At 70.0% G+C, this 17,427-nt stretch carries 15 protein-coding genes and 2 pseudogenes; 11 read left to right on the top strand and 6 right to left on the bottom strand.

Annotated features, from left to right (window positions below):
* Positions 1-124: 124 nt before the first annotated feature.
* Together ACIRJP_RS15600 and ACIRJP_RS15595 are read right to left on the bottom strand one after the other, a co-directional pair.
* Entirely contained in the window at positions 125-1,150 is a 1,026-nt protein-coding gene (locus ACIRJP_RS15600) for a family 2 encapsulin nanocompartment cargo protein polyprenyl transferase (RefSeq protein ID WP_404173440.1), read from the bottom strand.
* A gap of 158 nt (positions 1,151-1,308) precedes the next feature.
* Positions 1,309-2,715 (bottom strand): family 2B encapsulin nanocompartment shell protein, encoded by a 1,407-nt coding sequence (locus ACIRJP_RS15595; protein ID WP_404173287.1) that lies wholly within the window; start codon positions 2,713-2,715, stop codon positions 1,309-1,311.
* Positions 2,716-2,893: 178 nt separating this feature from the next.
* On the opposite strand from ACIRJP_RS15595, the gene ACIRJP_RS15590 reads away from it, so the two are divergent.
* From ACIRJP_RS15590 to ACIRJP_RS15575, 4 genes and pseudogenes are all read left to right on the top strand, one after another.
* On the top strand, positions 2,894-3,343 hold the full coding sequence (locus ACIRJP_RS15590; protein WP_404173284.1) for an RrF2 family transcriptional regulator: 450 nt from the start codon (positions 2,894-2,896) through the stop codon (positions 3,341-3,343).
* A 115-nt stretch (positions 3,344-3,458) separates the two neighbouring features.
* Positions 3,459-4,655 carry a globin domain-containing protein gene (locus tag ACIRJP_RS15585; protein WP_404173281.1) on the top strand — a complete coding sequence of 399 codons (1,197 nt, stop codon included), beginning with the start codon at positions 3,459-3,461 and terminating at the stop codon, positions 4,653-4,655.
* Between the two features lie 135 nt (positions 4,656-4,790).
* Positions 4,791-5,381: pseudogene (locus tag ACIRJP_RS15580) on the top strand (N-acetylmuramoyl-L-alanine amidase).
* 33 nt (positions 5,382-5,414) lie between these two features.
* Positions 5,415-6,332, top strand: a complete 918-nt coding sequence (locus tag ACIRJP_RS15575; protein ID WP_404173278.1) for a 1-aminocyclopropane-1-carboxylate deaminase/D-cysteine desulfhydrase — start codon at positions 5,415-5,417, stop codon at positions 6,330-6,332.
* Here the strand turns inward: ACIRJP_RS15575 and ACIRJP_RS15570 are convergent.
* Positions 6,305-7,909, bottom strand: a complete 1,605-nt coding sequence (locus ACIRJP_RS15570; RefSeq protein ID WP_404173275.1) for a Na+/H+ antiporter — start codon at positions 7,907-7,909, stop codon at positions 6,305-6,307. The two genes, ACIRJP_RS15575 and ACIRJP_RS15570, sit on opposite strands and share 28 nt — an antisense overlap.
* Before the next feature lie 57 nt (positions 7,910-7,966).
* On the opposite strand from ACIRJP_RS15570, the gene ACIRJP_RS15565 reads away from it, so the two are divergent.
* The 4 genes and pseudogenes from ACIRJP_RS15565 to ACIRJP_RS15550 all read left to right on the top strand — a co-directional run bounded on the left by ACIRJP_RS15565 (position 7,967) and on the right by ACIRJP_RS15550 (position 11,669).
* Positions 7,967-8,227, top strand: coding sequence for a UBP-type zinc finger domain-containing protein (locus ACIRJP_RS15565; RefSeq protein ID WP_358948954.1), 261 nt, complete (start codon positions 7,967-7,969; stop codon positions 8,225-8,227).
* A 229-nt stretch (positions 8,228-8,456) separates the two neighbouring features.
* Complete coding sequence (locus tag ACIRJP_RS15560) at positions 8,457-8,870, top strand: anti-sigma regulatory factor (RefSeq protein ID WP_072483809.1); 414 nt, start codon at positions 8,457-8,459, stop codon at positions 8,868-8,870.
* Entirely contained in the window at positions 8,867-9,820 is a 954-nt protein-coding gene (locus ACIRJP_RS15555) for an RNA polymerase sigma factor SigF (protein ID WP_404173272.1), read from the top strand. The genes ACIRJP_RS15560 and ACIRJP_RS15555 overlap by 4 nt, the downstream gene beginning before the upstream one ends.
* A gap of 193 nt (positions 9,821-10,013) precedes the next feature.
* Positions 10,014-11,669 (top strand): annotated as a pseudogene (locus tag ACIRJP_RS15550) (IS1182 family transposase).
* On the opposite strand, the gene ACIRJP_RS15545 reads toward ACIRJP_RS15550, so the two are convergent.
* Together ACIRJP_RS15545 and ACIRJP_RS15540 are read right to left on the bottom strand one after the other, a co-directional pair.
* Positions 11,637-12,044 (bottom strand): hypothetical protein, encoded by a 408-nt coding sequence (locus ACIRJP_RS15545; RefSeq protein ID WP_404173270.1) that lies wholly within the window; start codon positions 12,042-12,044, stop codon positions 11,637-11,639. The pseudogene ACIRJP_RS15550 and the gene ACIRJP_RS15545 overlap by 33 nt on opposite strands.
* Before the next feature lie 121 nt (positions 12,045-12,165).
* Positions 12,166-12,639 carry a hypothetical protein gene (locus tag ACIRJP_RS15540; protein WP_358948950.1) on the bottom strand — a complete coding sequence of 158 codons (474 nt, stop codon included), beginning with the start codon at positions 12,637-12,639 and terminating at the stop codon, positions 12,166-12,168.
* Positions 12,640-12,769: 130 nt separating this feature from the next.
* Here ACIRJP_RS15540 and ACIRJP_RS15535 point away from each other — a divergent pair, with 130 nt between their 5' ends.
* Together ACIRJP_RS15535 and ACIRJP_RS15530 are read left to right on the top strand one after the other, a co-directional pair.
* Positions 12,770-13,738, top strand: coding sequence for a diacylglycerol kinase family protein (locus ACIRJP_RS15535; RefSeq protein ID WP_356088411.1), 969 nt, complete (start codon positions 12,770-12,772; stop codon positions 13,736-13,738).
* A 319-nt stretch (positions 13,739-14,057) separates the two neighbouring features.
* Entirely contained in the window at positions 14,058-14,315 is a 258-nt protein-coding gene (locus ACIRJP_RS15530) for a WhiB family transcriptional regulator (RefSeq protein WP_003953983.1), read from the top strand.
* A gap of 196 nt (positions 14,316-14,511) precedes the next feature.
* Here the strand turns inward: ACIRJP_RS15530 and ACIRJP_RS15525 are convergent, their stop codons facing one another.
* The gene (locus tag ACIRJP_RS15525; protein WP_356088470.1) at positions 14,512-15,978 is read right to left on the bottom strand and encodes a histidine kinase N-terminal domain-containing protein; all 1,467 of its coding nucleotides are present in this window, start codon (positions 15,976-15,978) and stop codon (positions 14,512-14,514) included.
* Between the two features lie 632 nt (positions 15,979-16,610).
* Between ACIRJP_RS15525 and nagB the strand changes: the two genes are divergently transcribed.
* Positions 16,611-17,396 (top strand): glucosamine-6-phosphate deaminase, encoded by a 786-nt coding sequence (gene nagB, locus ACIRJP_RS15520; protein WP_404173266.1) that lies wholly within the window; start codon positions 16,611-16,613, stop codon positions 17,394-17,396.
* The last annotated feature ends 31 nt before the right edge of the window (positions 17,397-17,427 follow it).

The following is a 17,427-nucleotide window of genomic DNA, read 5'->3' as shown; positions in this document are numbered from 1 at the left end:
GGGCTCCTTCGTTGCGGGCTCCTTCGTTCCGCCTTCCTCGCGTCCGGTCTCTTCGATTCCGCTCTCCTCGGTCCCCGTCTCCTTCCTCCGCGCCTTCACCGTTCCCGGTCCTGGTGGTTCGTGGTCAGTTCGTCCGGCGGGTGACGAACTCCGCCAGGGCCAGGAGGTCGCCGGCCCGGGCCAGGTCGGGGACCGCCCGGGACAGGTGGTGGACGGCACGGGCCATCCGGTCCGCCGCGGCGATCTGCGCCCAGTCCCGGCCGCCGGCCCGGTCGACGGCGTCGGCGGCCCGGCTCACCTCGCCCGGGGTGTTCATCGATCCCCGGTAGAGGGTGGCGAGTTCGGCCGCGGCCGGGGTGCCGGAGGTCAGCGCGGCGACGACGGGCAGCGACTTCTTGTGGGCGACGAGATCCGCCCCGACCGGCTTCCCGGTCCGCGCCGGGTCCCCCCAGATGCCGATCAGGTCGTCGATGAGCTGGAAGGCGAGGCCCGCCTCCCGGCCGAAGCCGTCCATCCTCCGGACCGCCCGCTCCTCAGCGCCCGCGTACAGCGCCCCCAGCGCACACGCACAGCCGAGCAGGGCTCCGGTCTTGGCGGTGGCCATGGTCAGGCACTCGTCCAGCGTGACCTCGTCGGGGCCCCGGTCCTCGAAGGCGCAGTCGGCCTGCTGGCCCGCGCACAGCTCGATGACACAGGTCGAGAGCCGCGCCGAAGCACAGGGCGAGGCCGGGTCCGGGTCCTCGGCCAGCAACCGCTGGGCGAGGGCGAGCATGGCGTCGCCCGCGATCACGGCGTCGGGGATGCCGAAGACCGCCCAGGCCGTGGGCCGGTGGCGGCGGGTCCGGTCCTCGTCGATGACGTCGTCGTGCAGCAGCGTGAAGTTGTGCGCCAGCTCCACGGCGACGGCCGCCCGTACCGCCCGTTCCGGATCGCCGCCCAGCGCGCGGGCGGCGGCGAGGACCAGGGCGGGCCGGATCGCTTTGCCGGCCGGCCCCGAGGACGGGGTGCCGTCGGCCTCCTGCCAGCCGAAGTGGTACATCGCGACGCGGCGGATCGATCCGGGTAAGGATTCGACGGCGGCGCGCAGTCGGGGATCGACCAGGGCCCGGGTCTCCTCCAGGAGAGCCCTGCCCTCCTGGCCCTGCGCCACGGGGGCGGCCGGGGCGTCGTCGCCCGGGGCCCGGGGGGTGGGTGGTTGGGGTACGTGGTGGGTCTTCACTGGGCGTCCTCCCGAGACCGCCCCGGGCACCGCTGCCCGGGTGCGCAGGTTGACGGGGCCCGGACATCGTCGTCCGGACCCCCGCGGGGCTACCGCCAGCGGCTGACCTCGACGTTCTCCAGTACGCCCAGGGCGTCCGGCACGAGGACGGCCGCGGAGTAGTAGGCCGTCACCAGATAGGAGATGATCGCCTGCTCGTCGATCCCCATGAAGCGGACCGAGAGGCTGGGCTCGATCTCGTCGGGGATTCCGGTCTGCTGGAGTCCGATGACGCCCTGCTCGTCCTCACCCGTCCTCATGCAGATGATCGACGTGGTCCGGGCGTCGGTGACCGGGATCTTGTTGCACGGGAGGATCGGCACCCCTCGCCAGGCCGGCACATGCTGTCCGCCGAGGTCGACGCTCTGCGGTACCAGACCGCGCTTGTTGCACTCGCGGCCGAACGCGGCGATGGCCCTCGGGTGGGCGAGGAAGAGCTTCGACCCGCGGCGGCGCGAGAGCAGTTCGTCCATGTCGTCGGGGCTGGGCACGCCGTCGTGCGGCTGGAGGCGCTGCCCGTAGTCGCAGTTGTTGAGCAGCCCGAACTCGCGGTTGTTGATCAGCTCGTGCTCCTGGCGCTCGCGCAGCGCCTCGACCGTGAGCCGCAACTGCTGCTCGGTCTGGTTCATCGGCTGGTTGTAGAGGTCGGCGACCCGGCTGTGGACCTTCAGCACGGTCTGGGCGACGCTCAGTTCGTACTCGCGGGGCGCCGCGTCGTAGTCGACGTACGTGTGCGGGACGACGGCTTCGCCGACGTGGCCGGCGGAGAGGTCGATCGCCGCCTCGCCGTACTTGTTGGTGCGCTGCTCCGGGATGTTGAGCAGTCCGGCGAGGTGGTCGCGGAGCGGCTGCGCCCGCTCGGCGAGGTTCAGCACATCGGCCCGGCTCAGCGTCAGCACCGTACAGGTGGTGACGGCACGGGCGGTGTACTCCCAGACGGCGTCGCCGTCGACCAGGGCCTGGTCCCCGAAGTAGGCTCCGTCGGCGTGGACCCCGAGCACCGTCTCGTCCCCGTACGGGCCGGTGCCGATCTTCTCGACCTTGCCGTGCGCCAGCAGATAGACACTGTCCGCCGTGTCCCCCGACGCGGCCAGCACCTGCCCCGCCGCGATCTCGCGCTGCTCGCAGCGCCGGGCGAGCTCGCCCAGCACCTCCTCGTCGCCGAAGTCCCGCAGGGCGGGGAGCTCACCGAGCTCGGCCGGGATGACCGCGACCCGGCCACCGGTCTGCACAAAGGTCACCCTGCCGTCCCCGACCGAGTAGCTCAGCCGGCGGTTCACCCGGTAGGTACCACCTTGCACCTGCACCCACGGCAGCATCTTCAGCAGCCACCGCGAGGTGATCTCCTGCATCTGCGGGGCGGACTTGGTGGTCGTCGCGAGGTTCCGCGCCGCTGCCGTCCCCAGGCTCTGCTGCGGCGGCAACGACGCGTTCTGAACCTCTTCACCAACGGACATCTGTCGTCCTCTCGATTCTTCGGCTGACCTGCGCGAAGAAGCCTTTCAGCACGGAGTGCGGTCGCGCCATTACACAAAAGAGTGTGACTAATCGGCTTTGGGCTGGGCACAACGCACAGCGACGCCCACGAGCCGACTTAAGTTGCATCCGCGATGCCACTTATCTACGGTGGCTGTCATGCGGCTGACGAGATTCACCGACGTGGCGCTGCGCGTACTGATGCGCCTCGCCGTCGTGGAGAACGAGGATCCGCCGACCACCCGGGAGGTGGCGGCCACCATGCAGGTGCCTTACACCCACACCGCGAAGGTCGTCGCCAAGCTCCAGCACCTCGGCCTGATCGAGGCGCGGCGGGGTCGCGGCGGCGGGCTCAGCCTCACCGGAGCGGGCCGCTCCGCCTCGATCGGCGGACTCGTCCGGGAGCTGGAGGGACCAGGCGACGTCGTCGACTGCGAGGGCACCAACCCGTGCCCCCTGCGCTCGGCCTGCCGGCTGCGCGGCGCCCTGCGCCAGGCCGAGGCGGCCTTCTACGCCTCACTCGATCCGCTCACCGTCACCGAACTCGTCGCATCCCCCACCCGACCGCTGCTGATCGGCATCAGCAGCGGCCGCCCGGACACCGGCTGATCCCCAACGCACGCCGGACACCACACGCCGCACATCGCGTCACGGGCCCATCGCCCGGCCTCGCGCTGTCCAAAAATACGCATCTCAAATACCAATTCACACACGAGGAGTCCCGATGCTCTCCGAGACGTCGACCGCCACCGTCCGCGCCACCCTGCCCGCCGTGGGCGCGGCCGTCGGAGACATCGCCGATCTCTTCTACCGCAAGCTCTTCGACGCCCACCCCGAGCTGCTGCGCGACCTCTTCAACCGCGGAAATCAGGCGTCCGGCGCCCAGCGGCAGGCCCTCGCGGGCTCCATCGCCGCCTTCGCGACGCAGCTGATCGAGCACCCGGACACCCGCCCCGACGTGATGCTCGGCCGGATCGCCCACAAGCACGCCTCGCTCGGCGTCACCCCCGCCCAGTACGACGTCGTGCACACGCACCTCTTCGCCGCCATCGCCGAAGTGCTCGGCGACGCGGTCACCCCGGAGGTCGCCGCCGCCTGGGACGAGGTCTACTGGCTGATGGCCGGCGCCCTGATCTCGATCGAGGAGCGGCTGTACGCGCAGCAGGGCGTCGTCGCCGGCGACGTGTGGCGCGAGTGGGAGGTGGTCACCCGGATCGAGGAGACCGCCGACGTCGCCACCTTCCAGCTCCGCCCCGCCGACGGAGCGCCCGCGCCCGCCTTCCGGCCCGGCCAGTACGTCTCCGTGCAGGTGGAACTCCCCGACGGGGCCCGCCAGATACGCCAGTACAGCCTCTCCTGCGCCCCCGGCTCCCGGCTCCGCTCGATCACCGTCAAGCGGGTGCGGGGCGGCGGCTCACCCGACGGCGAGGTCTCCCGCCACCTGCACACCGAGGTCGAGGCCGGTGACGTGCTGCGCGTCTCCGCCCCGTACGGCGACCTCGTGCTCGACTCCGCCGACGCACCGCTCCTGCTCGCCTCCGCGGGCATCGGCTGCACCCCGATGCTCTCGATGCTGGAGCACCTCGCGGCGACCGGTCACCGCGCCCCGGTCACCGTCGTGCACGGCGACCACTCCCCCGCCACCCACGCGATGCGCACCGACCACGCCCTGCTCACCGGCAAACTCCCCGACGCCGCCGCCCACTTCTGGTACGAGGACCCCGAGCCCGGCCACCCCGCCGGCCGCACCGGCCTGGTCGACCTGAGCGGCCTCGCCGTCGCCCCCGGCACCCACGCCTATCTCTGCGGCCCGCTGCCCTTCATGCGTGCCGTACGCACCCAGCTGCTGGCCAAGGGCATCCCGGCGACCGACATCCACTACGAGGTGTTCGGCCCCGACATGTGGCTGGCACAGGGCTGAATCCGGCCCACTGCTCGCGGATCTGACCGGTTCGGATCGCACACGGTCCGAACAGCCGCTGAAGGCATGGCCCGGAGAGCGGCATTCCGGTAAAAGCGGATCAAGGCTGGTTCCCCGCGCACGAAGGAGACGGCCATGTCCTCGCCCATGTCCGCGAGCAGGTTCCTGGAAGTCCTGACGAACGAGGGGCTCACCGTCGTCCAGGTCGGCGACTGGCGCACCCACAACCGCAACCACAAGGGCCCCTGGGGCCCGGTCAACGGCGTGATGATCCACCACACCGTCACCAGGGGCACCGAGGCCACCGTGCGCGTCTGCCGCGACGGCTACCCGGATCTGCCCGGCCCGCTGTGCCACGGCGTGATCGCCAAGGACGGCCGGGTCCACCTGGTCGGCCACGGCCGCGCCAACCACGCCGGACTCGGCGACAGCGACGTACTGCGCGCCGTTGTCGCCGAGAAGCGCCTCCCCGGCGACAACGAGGCCGACACCGACGCGAACAGGTACTTCTACGGCTTCGAGTGCGAGAACCTCGGCGACGGCAAGGACCCCTGGCCCGAGGCCCAGCTCGAAGCCATCGAGAAGGCCGCCGCCGCCATCTGCCGCCACCATGGCTGATACTCCCGCTCGGTGATCGGGCACAAGGAGTGGCAGCCGGGCAAGGCCGACCCGCGCGGCTTCACGATGGATTCCATGCGGGCCCGCATCCACGACCGGCTCAAATGACCGGTGCCCGCCCTGTACGGCGACAATTGCGGCATGCCCTCCGAAGCGCTCGACCTCTCCCGGCTGCGACCGGTGCTCCCCTCGCCCCTGCAGCCGGTCGAGGACGAGCGCTTCGCCCGCCACGGCGTCCGGCTGCTGCTCAAGCGGGACGATCTGATCCACCCCGATCTGCCCGGCAACAAATGGCGCAAGCTCTCCCTCAATCTGCGGGCCGCCGCCGGGCGCACCGTGCTGACCTTCGGCGGCGCCTACTCCAACCATCTGCGGGCCACCGCCGCCGCCGGGCGGCTGCTCGGCTTTCCCACCGTCGGGGTGGTACGCGGCGACGAGCTGGCCGGCCGGCCGCTGAACCCCTCGCTCGCCCGGTGCGCCGCCGACGGGATGACCCTGCACTTCGTGGACCGTGCCACGTACCGCGCGAAGGGTGATCCAGGGGTCCTGGCGGGGCTGCTGGGCCTCTTCGGGGAGTGCTGTGTCGTCCCGGAGGGCGGCAGCAACGCGCCGGCCGCACAGGGGTGCGCCGAGCTGGGGCGCGAGCTGCGTGGAGCGGCCGACGTCGTCGCGGTGGCCTGCGGCACCGGGGGCACCCTCGCCGGGCTCGCCGCCGGGCTCGCGCCGATGCAGCGCGCCCTCGGCGTTCCGGTGCTGCGCGGCGGCTTCCTGGGGGACGCGGTGCGCGGACTCCAGGAGGAGGCGTTCGGCGGTCCGGCCGGGGCGTGGTCGCTGGACGAGCGCTTCCACTTCGGCGGCTACGCCCGTACGCCCCCGGCGCTGCACGCCTTCGCCGACGACTTCGAGCAGAGGCACGGCCTGCCCGTCGAGCGGCTCTACGTGGCCAAGCTGCTGTACGCGCTCACCGAACTGGCCGGGGAGGGCGCGTTCCCTCCGGGAACCGCGCTCGCGGCGGTTGTCACGGGCAGCCCTCAGGGGGCTTCGGACTCCTCCCGGTAGGCCGCCGCCTCCTCCAGGTCGAGCCGCCTGAGCAGCGTCCGCAGCATCTCGTCGTCGATCCGCCGCTCGTCCCGCAGCGTCACGAAGACCTCGCGCTCGGCGTCGATCATCTCCCCGGCCAGCCGCCGGTAGGTGTCGTCCGCCGACTCCCCGGTCACCGGATTGGCCGCGCCCAGCCGCTCCCACACGGCGTTGCGGCGGCGTTCCATGACGGTGCGCAGCCGGTCGACGAGGGGGCCCGGCAGCTCGTTGCGGCGATCGGCGAGCAGCTCCTCCAGCCGCGCCTCGGCGGCCGCGGAGGCCTCGCTCTGGGCCTGCGCCTCGGCCAGCGTCTCCGCCTTCGCGTCGCGCCCGGGGAGCTTCAGGACCCGCACCAGCAGCGGCAGGGTGAGCCCCTGGACGACCAGGGTGCCGATGACCGTGGTGAACGTCAGGAACAGCACCAGGTTGCGGGCCGGGAAGGGACTCCCGTCGGACATCGCGAGCGGGATGGAGAAGGCGATGGCGAGCGAGACGACACCACGCATCCCGGCCCAGCCGACGATCAGCGGCGCCGTCCAGTCGGTGTCGGGCTCGCGTTCCCTGATCCGTCTCGACAGCCATCGGGGCAGGAACGTCGCCGGGTAGACCCAGATGAAGCGGACCACGACCACGGCGAGGAAGACGATCACCGCGTACCGGACGGCCTCACCGACCGCGTACTCGCCGAGCCCCTTCAGCACGAAGGGCAGCTGGAGTCCGATCAGCGCGAAGACCGCCGACTCCAGGATGAACGCGACCATCTTCCAGACGGCCGCCTCCTGGAGCCGGGTGGCGAAGTCGACCTGCCAGGACCGGTGACCCAGGTAGAGCGCCACCACGACCACGGCGAGCACCCCGGAGGCGTGTACGCGTTCGGCCGCCGCGTACGCCACGAAGGGGATCAGCAACGACAGCGTGTTCTGCAGCAGCGATTCCCTGAGGTGGGTACGGAGCCAGTGCAGCGGCACCATCAGCGCCAGGCCGACCGCCACACCGCCGACGGCGGCCAGGAAGAACTCGCCGATCCCCGCGCCCCAGCTCATGCCCTCGCCCACGGCGGCGGCGATCGCCACCTTGTAGGCGGTGATCGCCGTGGCGTCGTTCACCAGGGACTCCCCCTGCAGGATCGTCGTGACCCGGCCGGGCAGCCCGACCCGGCGCGCGATCGCGGCGGCAGTGACCGCGTCCGGCGGGGCGACGACCGCGCCGAGCACCAGCGCTGCGGTCAGCGGCAGGCCGGGCACCAGGCGGTACGCCAGCCAGCCGACCGCGACGGTCGCGAACAGGACGTAGCCGATCGAGAGCAGTGCGACCGGCCGGAGATTGGCCCGCAGATCGAGGTACGAGCTGTCGACGGCCGCCGTGTAGAGCAGCGGGGGCAGCAGCAGCGGCAGCACGACGTGCGCGTCCAGGGTGTAGGTGGGCACCCCGGGCAGATAGGAGGCGATCAGGCCCACCGTGACGAGCAGCAGCGGGGCCGGCACGGGGGTACGGCGGGCCGCCCCCGCCACCGCCGCACTGGCCGCGACCAGTCCCACCAGCGGCAATACGTCCATTCCACGGTCCTCGCATCCGCAATTCACGGGCCACACATCCGTCGTAACCTGACAATCATGAGTGACTGCTCTCACGTGTCCGTACTTCCGCGCCCCGAACCGGCCCCGCTCAGCGCGACCTGCCCGGGGTGCCTCGCGGCGGGGACCCATCCCGTGCAGCTGCGGCTCTGTCTGGTCTGCGGTCATGTCGGCTGCTGCGACTCGTCACCCCTCCAGCACGCCACGGGACACTTCAAGGAGACCGGCCATCCGGTGATGCGGAGTTTCGAACCCGGCGAGAGCTGGCGTTGGTGCTTCGAGGACGGTTCGATCGTCTGACGTCTGGGTACGTCAAACCGGCGCCGGTTGTTCGTAATTGACGGCCGCAGACCCCTACCCACTGTGTGTGCTCATGGGTTTACCATGAGTGACAGCCATGGGCTTAGGCTCTGGCGACAGGCATCATGGGTCGCGATAGCGTCGCGGACCAGGACCGAAGACGTACCACATGGCTCCGGGGCACCCTTCCCGGATCCTCGAAAGAGTTTGTGCCACCTTGGAGGTGAGGGTGTCCCAGATCGCAGGCGAGCCCGGGAATCAGGACTTCGTAGAGGTCCGGCTGCCCGCTGCGGGTGCCTACCTGTCGGTGCTGCGTACGGCCACGGCCGGTCTCGCAGCGCGCTTGGACTTCACTCTCGACGAGATCGAGGATCTTCGCATCGCGGTCGACGAGGCCTGCGCGATCCTGCTTCAGCAGGCCGTGCCGGGCTCCGTCCTCAGCTGCGTGTTCCGGCTCGTCGAGGATTCTCTCGAGGTGACGGTGGCCGCCCCGACGACGGACGGCCGGGCGCCGGAGCGCGACACCTTCGCCTGGACGGTGCTCTCCGCACTGGCCGGCAAGGTCGACTCCTCGGTGGCCGACGACCGTACGGTCAGCATCAGCCTCTACAAACAGCGCGGCGCGGGACCCGGGCCGGCGTGAGCAACGGGAACGGGGACGGTCCTGTGCGGGACGAGACGATGCGACCAGGGGTGGTGCGCGCAGCAGGCATCCCGGAGCAGCAGGCCCTGCCCCATCCGGTGGACGGGGCGGCCGGGCCTTCGGGTCGTACGGTCGCGGTGGAGCAGTCGCAGGCGGAGCGGGCAGGCCAGATGAGCGAGCACGGGCACCACGATCCACACGACCGCAGCGGGGCGCGGGCGCTGTTCATCGAACTGCGCGCGCTTCCCGACGGGTCGCCGGAGAAGGCTGAGCTGCGCAATCGACTGGTGCGGATGCATCTGCCGCTCGTGGAGCACCTGGCCCGCCGGTTCCGCAACCGCGGCGAGCCGCTGGACGACCTGACGCAGGTCGCCACCATCGGCCTGATCAAATCGGTGGACCGGTTCGACCCGGACCGCGGCGTCGAGTTCTCGACGTACGCGACCCCCACGGTCGTGGGCGAGATCAAGCGCCACTTCCGTGACAAGGGCTGGGCGGTCCGGGTGCCGCGCCGGCTCCAGGAGCTGCGGCTCTCGCTTACCACGGCCACCGCCGAGCTCTCCCAGCAGCACGGCCGCTCGCCGACGGTCCACGAGCTGGCGGAGCGGCTGGGCATCTCCGAGGAAGAGGTCCTGGAGGGCCTGGAATCGGCCAATGCGTACAGCACGCTCTCGCTGGACGTGCCGGACACGGACGACGAGTCCCCCGCGGTCGCGGACACGCTGGGCTCCGAGGACGAGGCGCTGGAGGGCGTCGAGTACCGGGAGTCGCTCAAGCCGCTGCTGGAGGACCTGCCGCCGCGCGAGAAGCGGATCCTGCTGCTGCGCTTCTTCGGCAACATGACCCAGTCGCAGATCGCGCAGGAGGTCGGCATCTCGCAGATGCACGTCTCGCGGCTGCTGGCCCGCACGCTGGCGCAGCTGCGCGAGCGGCTGCTCGTCGAGGAGTAGCGGGCGGGGGCCGCGCGCGGGCGTGGTCCTTCCCGTGCCCTGGCCGCGCCGCTGGCGGCGACCGCGGAGTTGCCGCCGTTCCGCCCCGCCAGGCCTTCCGATGCTGTTGGTTAATTCGGGGCCAGCGTGACGTCGGTCTCCGAGACCCAGTTGTGGTCTTGGAGACCGACGTTGCTGTAGGGGGAGGGTGTCGATGTCGATGCGGCCAGTGGTGTCGGGGGAGGTCCCGGAAGAGACGGCGCGGGTAGCGAAGGCCGCTTTTCCCAAAGGCAGCTTGGCGATCCGGGTCCGGGACGAACTGGGGACGCTGTTCACCGACGAGCAGTTCGCCGACTTGTTTCCGTTACGGGGCAAGCCCGCGTGGTCGCCGGGGCGGCTGGCTCTGGTCCTGGTGCTGCAGTTCGTGGAAGGGCTGACCGACCGGCAGACCGCGGAGGCGGTGCGCGCTCGGATCGATTTCAAGTACGCGCTCGGGCTGGAGCTGACCGATCCTGGCTTCGACTTCTCGGTGCTCTCGGAGTTCCGGGACCGCCTCATCGAGGCAGACGCCGGACGGCGAGTGCTGGATGGCATTCTTTCTACGGCCAGAGACAAGGGCCTGCTCGCCGGTGGTGGAAAGGTGCGGACGGACTCCACCCATGTGCTGTCTGCGGTGCGAGAGCTGCGCTGGCTGGAGATGGTCTCAGAGACGTTGCGCGCAGCGTTGAACGCACTGGCTCAGGCATCCCCTGAGTAGCTGGAGCAGGTGTCCGAGCCGGACTGGTTCCGGCACTACGCCACCCGGGCTGAGGACTCGCGCTTCCCCAAGGCCCGCGCCAAGCGGGAGGAGACCGGCCGGCGGATCGGCGCCGACGGCATGCGGCTGCTCCAGGCCGTGACGGCGCCAGACGTTCCCTGTCAGCTGCGCGTTCTGCCGCAGGTCGAGACTCTGCGACAGATCTGGGTCCAGCACTTCCACCTGGTCGATGGCGAGGTGCTGCGCAGAAGCCCAAAAGACCGCCCGCCGGGCACACAACGCCTGGTCACCCCCTATGACGCCGAGACCCGCACCGGCTCCAAGCGCGACCTGGACTGGGACGGCTACAAGGTTCATCTCACCGAGACGTGCGGCCCTGACCTCCCGCACCTGATCACGAATGTGGTGACGACTCCCGCGGCGATCAATGACGACCGCATGGCGGCAGTGGTCCACGCGGGTCTGGCTGAGCGGGAACTGCTGCCCGAGGAGCACTGGGTCGACACCGGCTACGCCAACAGCCCCGCCATGGTCGCGGCCCACCGTGACTACCGTGTGGATCTGCACGGCCCGCTCCAGGCGGTCAACAGCGTCCAGACCGCCCGTGGAGATGGTGCCTACGGCCACGAAGCCTTCACCGTTGACTGGGAATCCCAGTGCGTTACGTGCCCGAACGGCCACACCAGCAAGAGCTGGGCCGTCCACAGTTCGCAGCGCCGGATGCCCGTCATCAGAGTCGAGTTTTCGGTGCTGAGCTGCCGTTCCTGTCCGCAGCGGAGCAACTGCCTCAGTACGCCCACTGCCCGGCGCCGACAGCTCACTCTGCGGCCCCGAGACGAGTACGACACGCTGCAGCGGGCTCGCTCCCTCCAGCAGACCGACGAATGGAAAGAGCGCTACAAGATCCGGGCTGGTGTCGAGGGCACCATCGCCCAAGGAGTCCAACGTTGCGGCCTGCGCAGATCCCGCTACCGCGGTCTGGCCAAGACCAGCCTCCAGCATCAGCTCACGGGCGCTGCGATCAACCTCGCCCGTATCAACGCCCACCTCACTCAAACGCCCCGCGCCCGCACCCGCGTTTCACATTTCGCGGCGCTTCTGCCGATCGAGTAGTGGGCCAAGCTCCTCCGAGGTGACAGGCCCGCCGTCGCGAACAGGCTGGCCGATGCCGGACGGCCAACCGGGCCTGACCCGCGCAGTGAAGTCCGCGAAGTCCGTCCGCAGGTACTGCGGATTGGACGGCTTCAGCCGGACCTGAAGACGGCTGTCCGCCCACCAGACCTCGAAATCAGTCACCGTTCCTTCGGCAGGCCAGCGTTCTGCCTGCTCAGGCAACAGCAGGACATCGACGAAGCCCCCAACGCCCAACCCGATGTCTACGAAGATCCCGATAGCCCCAGGTCTGGGTACCTTCACAACGGTGCCCCGGAAGACCTGCCCGAAGCGCAGATCACCCCGGATCCGTTCCCACTCCGCATCCGTAACCACAGAACGCATCCTCGCAGCCCCACCGCCCAGCATCAGTCCGATCTGGCGGTGAGCACGGGCTCACCGCCAGATCGGATCGGACTGAATTCGCCAACAGCATCAGGCCTTCCGGCGGGGCGGTTCAGTTCTCCGGGGTGGTGCCGGTCTCCGGGGTGGTGCCCGGCCGGCGGATGCCGAGCGCCTCGACCGTCGTCGGCCTGACCAGCTGGTAGAGCGCCGTCAGGGTCACCGCGGCAAGGACGATCCCGGCCGGGATCAGCACCCCCTGCGACCTGAGCAGCGTCCACGCCACCGGGAGCGCGATGATCTGTGTGATCAGCGCGGGACCGCGGCTCCAGCTGCGCCGCCGCAGCAGACCACGGGCCGCGGCCAACGGGATCACGGCCAGCGCGATCAGCGTCAGCCCGCCCATCTCCGCCTGCTGCGGGCTCTCGGGGCGGCCGAGCAGACCCATGACCAGCATGTAGATCCCGCCGATGGCGAGCGCCGCCCCTTCCAGGGCGGTGAGTCCGGCAACGAGAGTGATCCTGCTCGGCTTCGCCGGTTCGAGCCTCGGTGCGGGCGACGAGTCGGGCGTGTTCTGCTGAGTACTCACCCTTGCAGGTTGGCATCCCGGCGCCGCGAAAGCGAAGCCGGGGTCGGATTCGACCTTGCGTCGTCACCGTGCGTAAAGGTCATGGGGCAGGACTTCAGAGTGATACCGCACGGTAGGTAGTCTGACGGTCATGCGCGCACTCCTCGTGGTCAATCCAGCTGCTACCACCACCAGTGCGCGGACCCGTGATGTGCTCATCCACGCGCTGGCCAGCGAGATGAAGCTGGAGGCCGTGACCACCGAATACCGCGGTCACGCCCGTGACCTGGGGCGACGGGCCGCGGACGCCGACGACATCGATCTGGTGGTCGCCCTGGGCGGCGACGGCACGGTCAACGAGGTCGTCAACGGCCTGCTCCACAACGGCCCCGATCTGGACAGCCTGCCGAGCCTCGCGGTGGTTCCCGGCGGCTCCACCAATGTGTTCGCGCGCGCCCTGGGTCTGCCCAACGACGCGGTGGAGGCGACCGGGGCGATCCTGGACGCGCTCGCCAACCGGACCGAACGCACGGTCGGCCTCGGGCTGGCGGCCGGCACCCCCGGCACCGAGGACGAGTCGGTCCCGGAACGCTGGTTCACCTTCTGCGCCGGACTCGGGTTCGACGCGGGCGTGGTCGGCCGCGTCGAACAGCAGCGCGAACGCGGAAAGCGTTCGACGCACGCGCTGTACGTGCGCCAGGTGGTCCGGCAGTTCATCGACGAGCCACACCGCAGACACGGCGTGATGACCCTGGAGACCCCGGGGCAGGAGCCGGTCACCGATCTGGCGCTGTCCATAATCTCCAACACCGCCCCTTGGTCCTACCTGGGCAATCGTCCGCTGTACGCGTCCCCGAAGGCCACCTTCGACACCGGACTGGATGTGCTCGGGCTGAAGCGGCTCTCCACTCCGGCGGTCGCCCGTTACGGCACCCAGCTGCTCACTTCGAGCCCGGAGAAGGGCCCGTCCGGAAAGCACGCAGTTTCACTTCACGACCTCACGGACTTCACCTTGCATTCAAAGGTCCCGCTGCCCTTCCAGATGGACGGCGACCACCTGGGAGTGCGCACAAGTGTGACGTTCACAGGCGTACGCCGGGCACTGCGTGTGATTGTGTGAGTAGAAGGGCCCAAAGTCCTTTAACTCGAACGTTTGGGCTGGGCTCCACCCCATAGAAGTACGGCTGTGACCTAGTCGACACCGAGGAATCAAAAAAAAGTTTCCAGAAGGGGTTGTATCCGCCGCCGAGGTTTGCGAATCTCTACATGGCGATCGGGACGGCCCGCAACACCGGCCTCCACTGAGAGCCAGAACCCCTCCTCACTTCACAGGACCACAACCAGTTCATCTGGGCGTCGGCCCGTCATCTGCGGGGGGATTCGTGAAAGCGTTCACATTCACAAGCACCAGTATGTAATACCAAGGAGAGGTAGCAGCCATGGACTGGCGTCACAACGCCGTTTGTCGTGAGGAAGACCCCGAGCTGTTCTTCCCCATCGGCAACACCGGTCCTGCGCTGCTGCAGATCGAGGAAGCCAAGGCCGTCTGCCGTCGCTGCCCCGTCATGGAGCAGTGCCTGCAGTGGGCGCTCGAGTCCGGCCAGGACTCCGGCGTCTGGGGTGGCCTCAGCGAGGACGAGCGCCGCGCGATGAAGCGCCGCGCCGCTCGCAACCGGGCGCGTAACGCCAGCGCCTGACCGACGCCACCGCTACGAGCCTCAGCCAGGCGGCGCGTACAGAGCGTACGCACAACCCCGCCCCCCGAGTCGCAGCGCGCAGTACCCCCGAAGCGCATGCATGACCAGTGAGCCCGGACCGTGAACAACGGTTCGGGCTCACTGCTGTGTTCGGGCTCACTGCCGCGTTCGGCCGCCCGGGAAGCGGCGGGCCGGGTCACTTCTCGGAACGGACCGGTATGTCGAGCACGACCTGGGTGCCGCGCTCGGGGGCCGGGACCATGCCGAAGGTTCCGCCCAACTCGCCCTCCACCAGCGTCCTGACGATCTGGAGCCCCAGATTGCCGGCGCGCTGCGGGTCGAACCCCTCCGGCAGACCGCACCCGTCGTCCTGGACCGTGATCAGCAGCCGTGTCTCGACGGAAGAACCGCCGCGCACCGCGGACACCTCCACCGTGCCGGACTCGGCGAGCGTGAAGGCGTGCTCCAGGGCGTTCTGCAGGACTTCAGTGAGTACCATCGCCAGCGGGGTGGCCACTTCGGCGTCCAGGATGCCGAAGCGACCCGTCCGGCGGCAGGTGACCTTGCCCGGCGAGATCTCGGCGACCATCGCGATGACGCGATCGGCGATCTCGTCGAACTCCACCCGCTCGTCCAGATTCTGGGACAGCGTCTCATGGACGATGGCGATCGAACCGACGCGCCGTACCGCCTCGTTGAGCGCCTCGCGGCCCCGTACCGAGTCCATCCGCCGGGCCTGGAGCCGCAACAGGGCTGCGACGGTCTGGAGGTTGTTCTTCACCCGGTGGTGGATCTCCCGGATGGTGGCGTCCTTGGTGATCAACTCGCGTTCGCGGCGACGGAGTTCGGTGACGTCTCGGAGCAGGACCAGGGAGCCGATGCGGACACCCTTGGGCTTGAGCGGGATAGCCCGGAGCTGGATCACGCCGCCCGCGCACTCGACCTCGAACTCCCGGGGCGCGTAGCCGCTGGCCAGTTTGACCAGGGCCTCGTCCACCGGACCCCGGGAGGGGGCGAGTTCGGCGGTGATGCCGCCCAGGTGCTGGCCGACCAGATCGGAGGCGAGGCCGAGGCGGTGGTACGCGGAGAGGCCGTTGGGGCTGGCGTACTGGACGACCCCGTCGGCGTCGAGCCTGATCAGGCCGTCGCCCACGCGCGGCGAAGCGTCCATGTCGACCTGCTGCCCCGGGAAGGGGAAGGACCCCGCGGCGATCATCTGGGCCAGGTCGGAGGCCGACTGGAGGTAGGTGAGCTCCAGCCTGGACGGGGTGCGGACGGTGAGCAGGTTGGTGTTGCGGGCGATCACGCCGAGGACCCGCTGCTCCCTGCGCACGGGGATCGACTCGACCCGTACCGGCACCTCCTCGCGCCACTCCGGGTCACCCTCGCGCACGATCCGGCCCTCGTCCAGCGCCGCGTCCAGCAACGGGCGGCGGCCGCGCGGAACCAGGTGTCCGACCATGTCGTCCTGGTAGGAGGTGGGGCCCGTATTGGGGCGCATCTGCGCCACCGACACATAGCGGGTGCCGTCGCGAGTGGGAACCCAGAGCACCAGGTCGGCGAAGGACAGGTCGGAGAGCAGCTGCCACTCCGAGACCAGCAGATGCAGCCACTCCAGGTCGGTGTCACTGAGGGCTGTGTGCTGGCGGACGAGGTCGTTCATGGAGGGCACGTGTGCGAGCGTACCCGCGGACGGGCAATGGTTCCGAACCGGACATCCGGACGGTACGTGCAAGGAAGAAGGTAAAAAGAAGAAGGTAAGGAGTGCGGAAAATTTCGGCGCTCCGATGGATGGACACGGGCGAATGGTCTAGTCCACAATGCTGAAGACAGAGCTTCCGCTCTCCCCGCACAGGAGGGCGGATCGAGGTACCGCGCTCTCTGCCCTGACCGCGCCGGTACCTCTCCCCGGCCGGGGGCACCGCACACCGCCGGCCGACCGGTCCGGCCGTGATGGCCGGCCTTGCTCCGGGCTGCGGTGCCGGACGGGCTGAGGGTCCCGTCCCGGCGCCGTGGCCCGCGGGTGTTTCCGGGGCCATTTTCTGCGTTCAGCCGGCCCTTCGGCACACTCCCCGCGTTCAACCGGTCCCGGCGGCCCGACAGCGCGACGCCAGGGCCCCGGCCTCGTCCCCGCGCGCCAGGATCTCCTCGGCCTCCTCAGGCGATCCCGGACGGCCGTCGGTGGACCGCGGCCGGGACGGTACGTCCGCCGCGCTCGGGTCGCCCAGGTCTGCTAGATTGGAAGACGATTGGTCTATACCACCTGACTTCACTCTTCAGATAGGCAGGCCCCGCGTGGAAGTTGTCATCGTCCCGAACGCCAAGGCAGGCGGCGAACTCATCGCGGAGGCCATCGGCGCCCTGCTGAGCCGCAAGCCCGACGCACTTCTCGGCGTTGCCACCGGCTCGACCCCGCTGCCCATCTACCAGGCGCTGGCGGCCAAGGTCCGCTCCGGTGCCGTCGACGCCTCGCGCGCCCGCATCTGCCAGCTCGACGAGTACGTCGGGCTGCCCGCGGGCCACCCCGAGTCCTACCGCTCGGTGGTGCTGCGCGAGGTCGTCGAACCGCTCGGCCTGTCCGAGGCGTCCTTCATGGGCCCCGACGGCAGTGCCGAGGACGTCCACGCGGCCTGCCTGGCGTACGACAAGGCGCTCGCCGAGGCCGGCGGCGTGGACCTCCAGCTCCTCGGCATCGGCACGGACGGGCACATCGGCTTCAACGAGCCGTGCTCCTCGCTCGCCTCCCGCACCCGGATCAAGACGCTCACCGAGCAGACCCGGGTCGACAACGCGCGCTTCTTCGACAACGACATCTCGCAGGTGCCGCACCACGTGATCACCCAGGGCATCGGCACCATCCTGGAGTCCCGCCATCCGATCCTGCTCGCCACCGGCGAGGGCAAGGCGGACGCCGTGGCGCAGACGGTGGAGGGACCGGTCGCCGCGGTCGTGCCCGCCTCGGCGCTCCAGCTGCACCCGCACGCGACGGTGGTGGTCGACGAGGCCGCCGCGTCGAAGCTGAAGCTGGCGGACTACTTCCGCGCCACGTACGCGGCCAAGCCGCCGTGGCAGGGGCTGTAAGGCTCCCGGACGCACAGAAGAGGGCCGGGGC

Origin of the sequence: Streptomyces sp. NPDC102437, from assembly GCF_044765565.1 — a bacterium.
Taxonomy (GTDB): Bacteria; Actinomycetota; Actinomycetes; order Streptomycetales; family Streptomycetaceae; genus Streptomyces.
This window is presented reverse-complemented; position numbering and strand designations above follow the sequence as displayed.

Excerpts from the sequence above, each read along its gene's own strand:
- ACIRJP_RS15525 (WP_356088470.1), bottom strand. The coding sequence starts at position 15,978 with ATGAACGACCTCGTCCGCCAGCACACAGCCCTCAGTGACACCGACCTG.
- ACIRJP_RS15530 (WP_003953983.1), top strand. The coding sequence starts at position 14,058 with ATGGACTGGCGTCACAACGCCGTTTGTCGTGAGGAAGACCCCGAGCTG.
- ACIRJP_RS15565 (WP_358948954.1), top strand. The coding sequence starts at position 7,967 with ATGAGTGACTGCTCTCACGTGTCCGTACTTCCGCGCCCCGAACCGGCC.
- ACIRJP_RS15585 (WP_404173281.1), top strand. The coding sequence starts at position 3,459 with ATGCTCTCCGAGACGTCGACCGCCACCGTCCGCGCCACCCTGCCCGCC.
- ACIRJP_RS15535 (WP_356088411.1), top strand. The coding sequence starts at position 12,770 with ATGCGCGCACTCCTCGTGGTCAATCCAGCTGCTACCACCACCAGTGCG.
- ACIRJP_RS15570 (WP_404173275.1), bottom strand. The coding sequence starts at position 7,909 with ATGGACGTATTGCCGCTGGTGGGACTGGTCGCGGCCAGTGCGGCGGTG.
- ACIRJP_RS15590 (WP_404173284.1), top strand. The coding sequence starts at position 2,894 with ATGCGGCTGACGAGATTCACCGACGTGGCGCTGCGCGTACTGATGCGC.
- ACIRJP_RS15595 (WP_404173287.1), bottom strand. The coding sequence starts at position 2,715 with ATGTCCGTTGGTGAAGAGGTTCAGAACGCGTCGTTGCCGCCGCAGCAG.
- ACIRJP_RS15575 (WP_404173278.1), top strand. The coding sequence starts at position 5,415 with ATGCCCTCCGAAGCGCTCGACCTCTCCCGGCTGCGACCGGTGCTCCCC.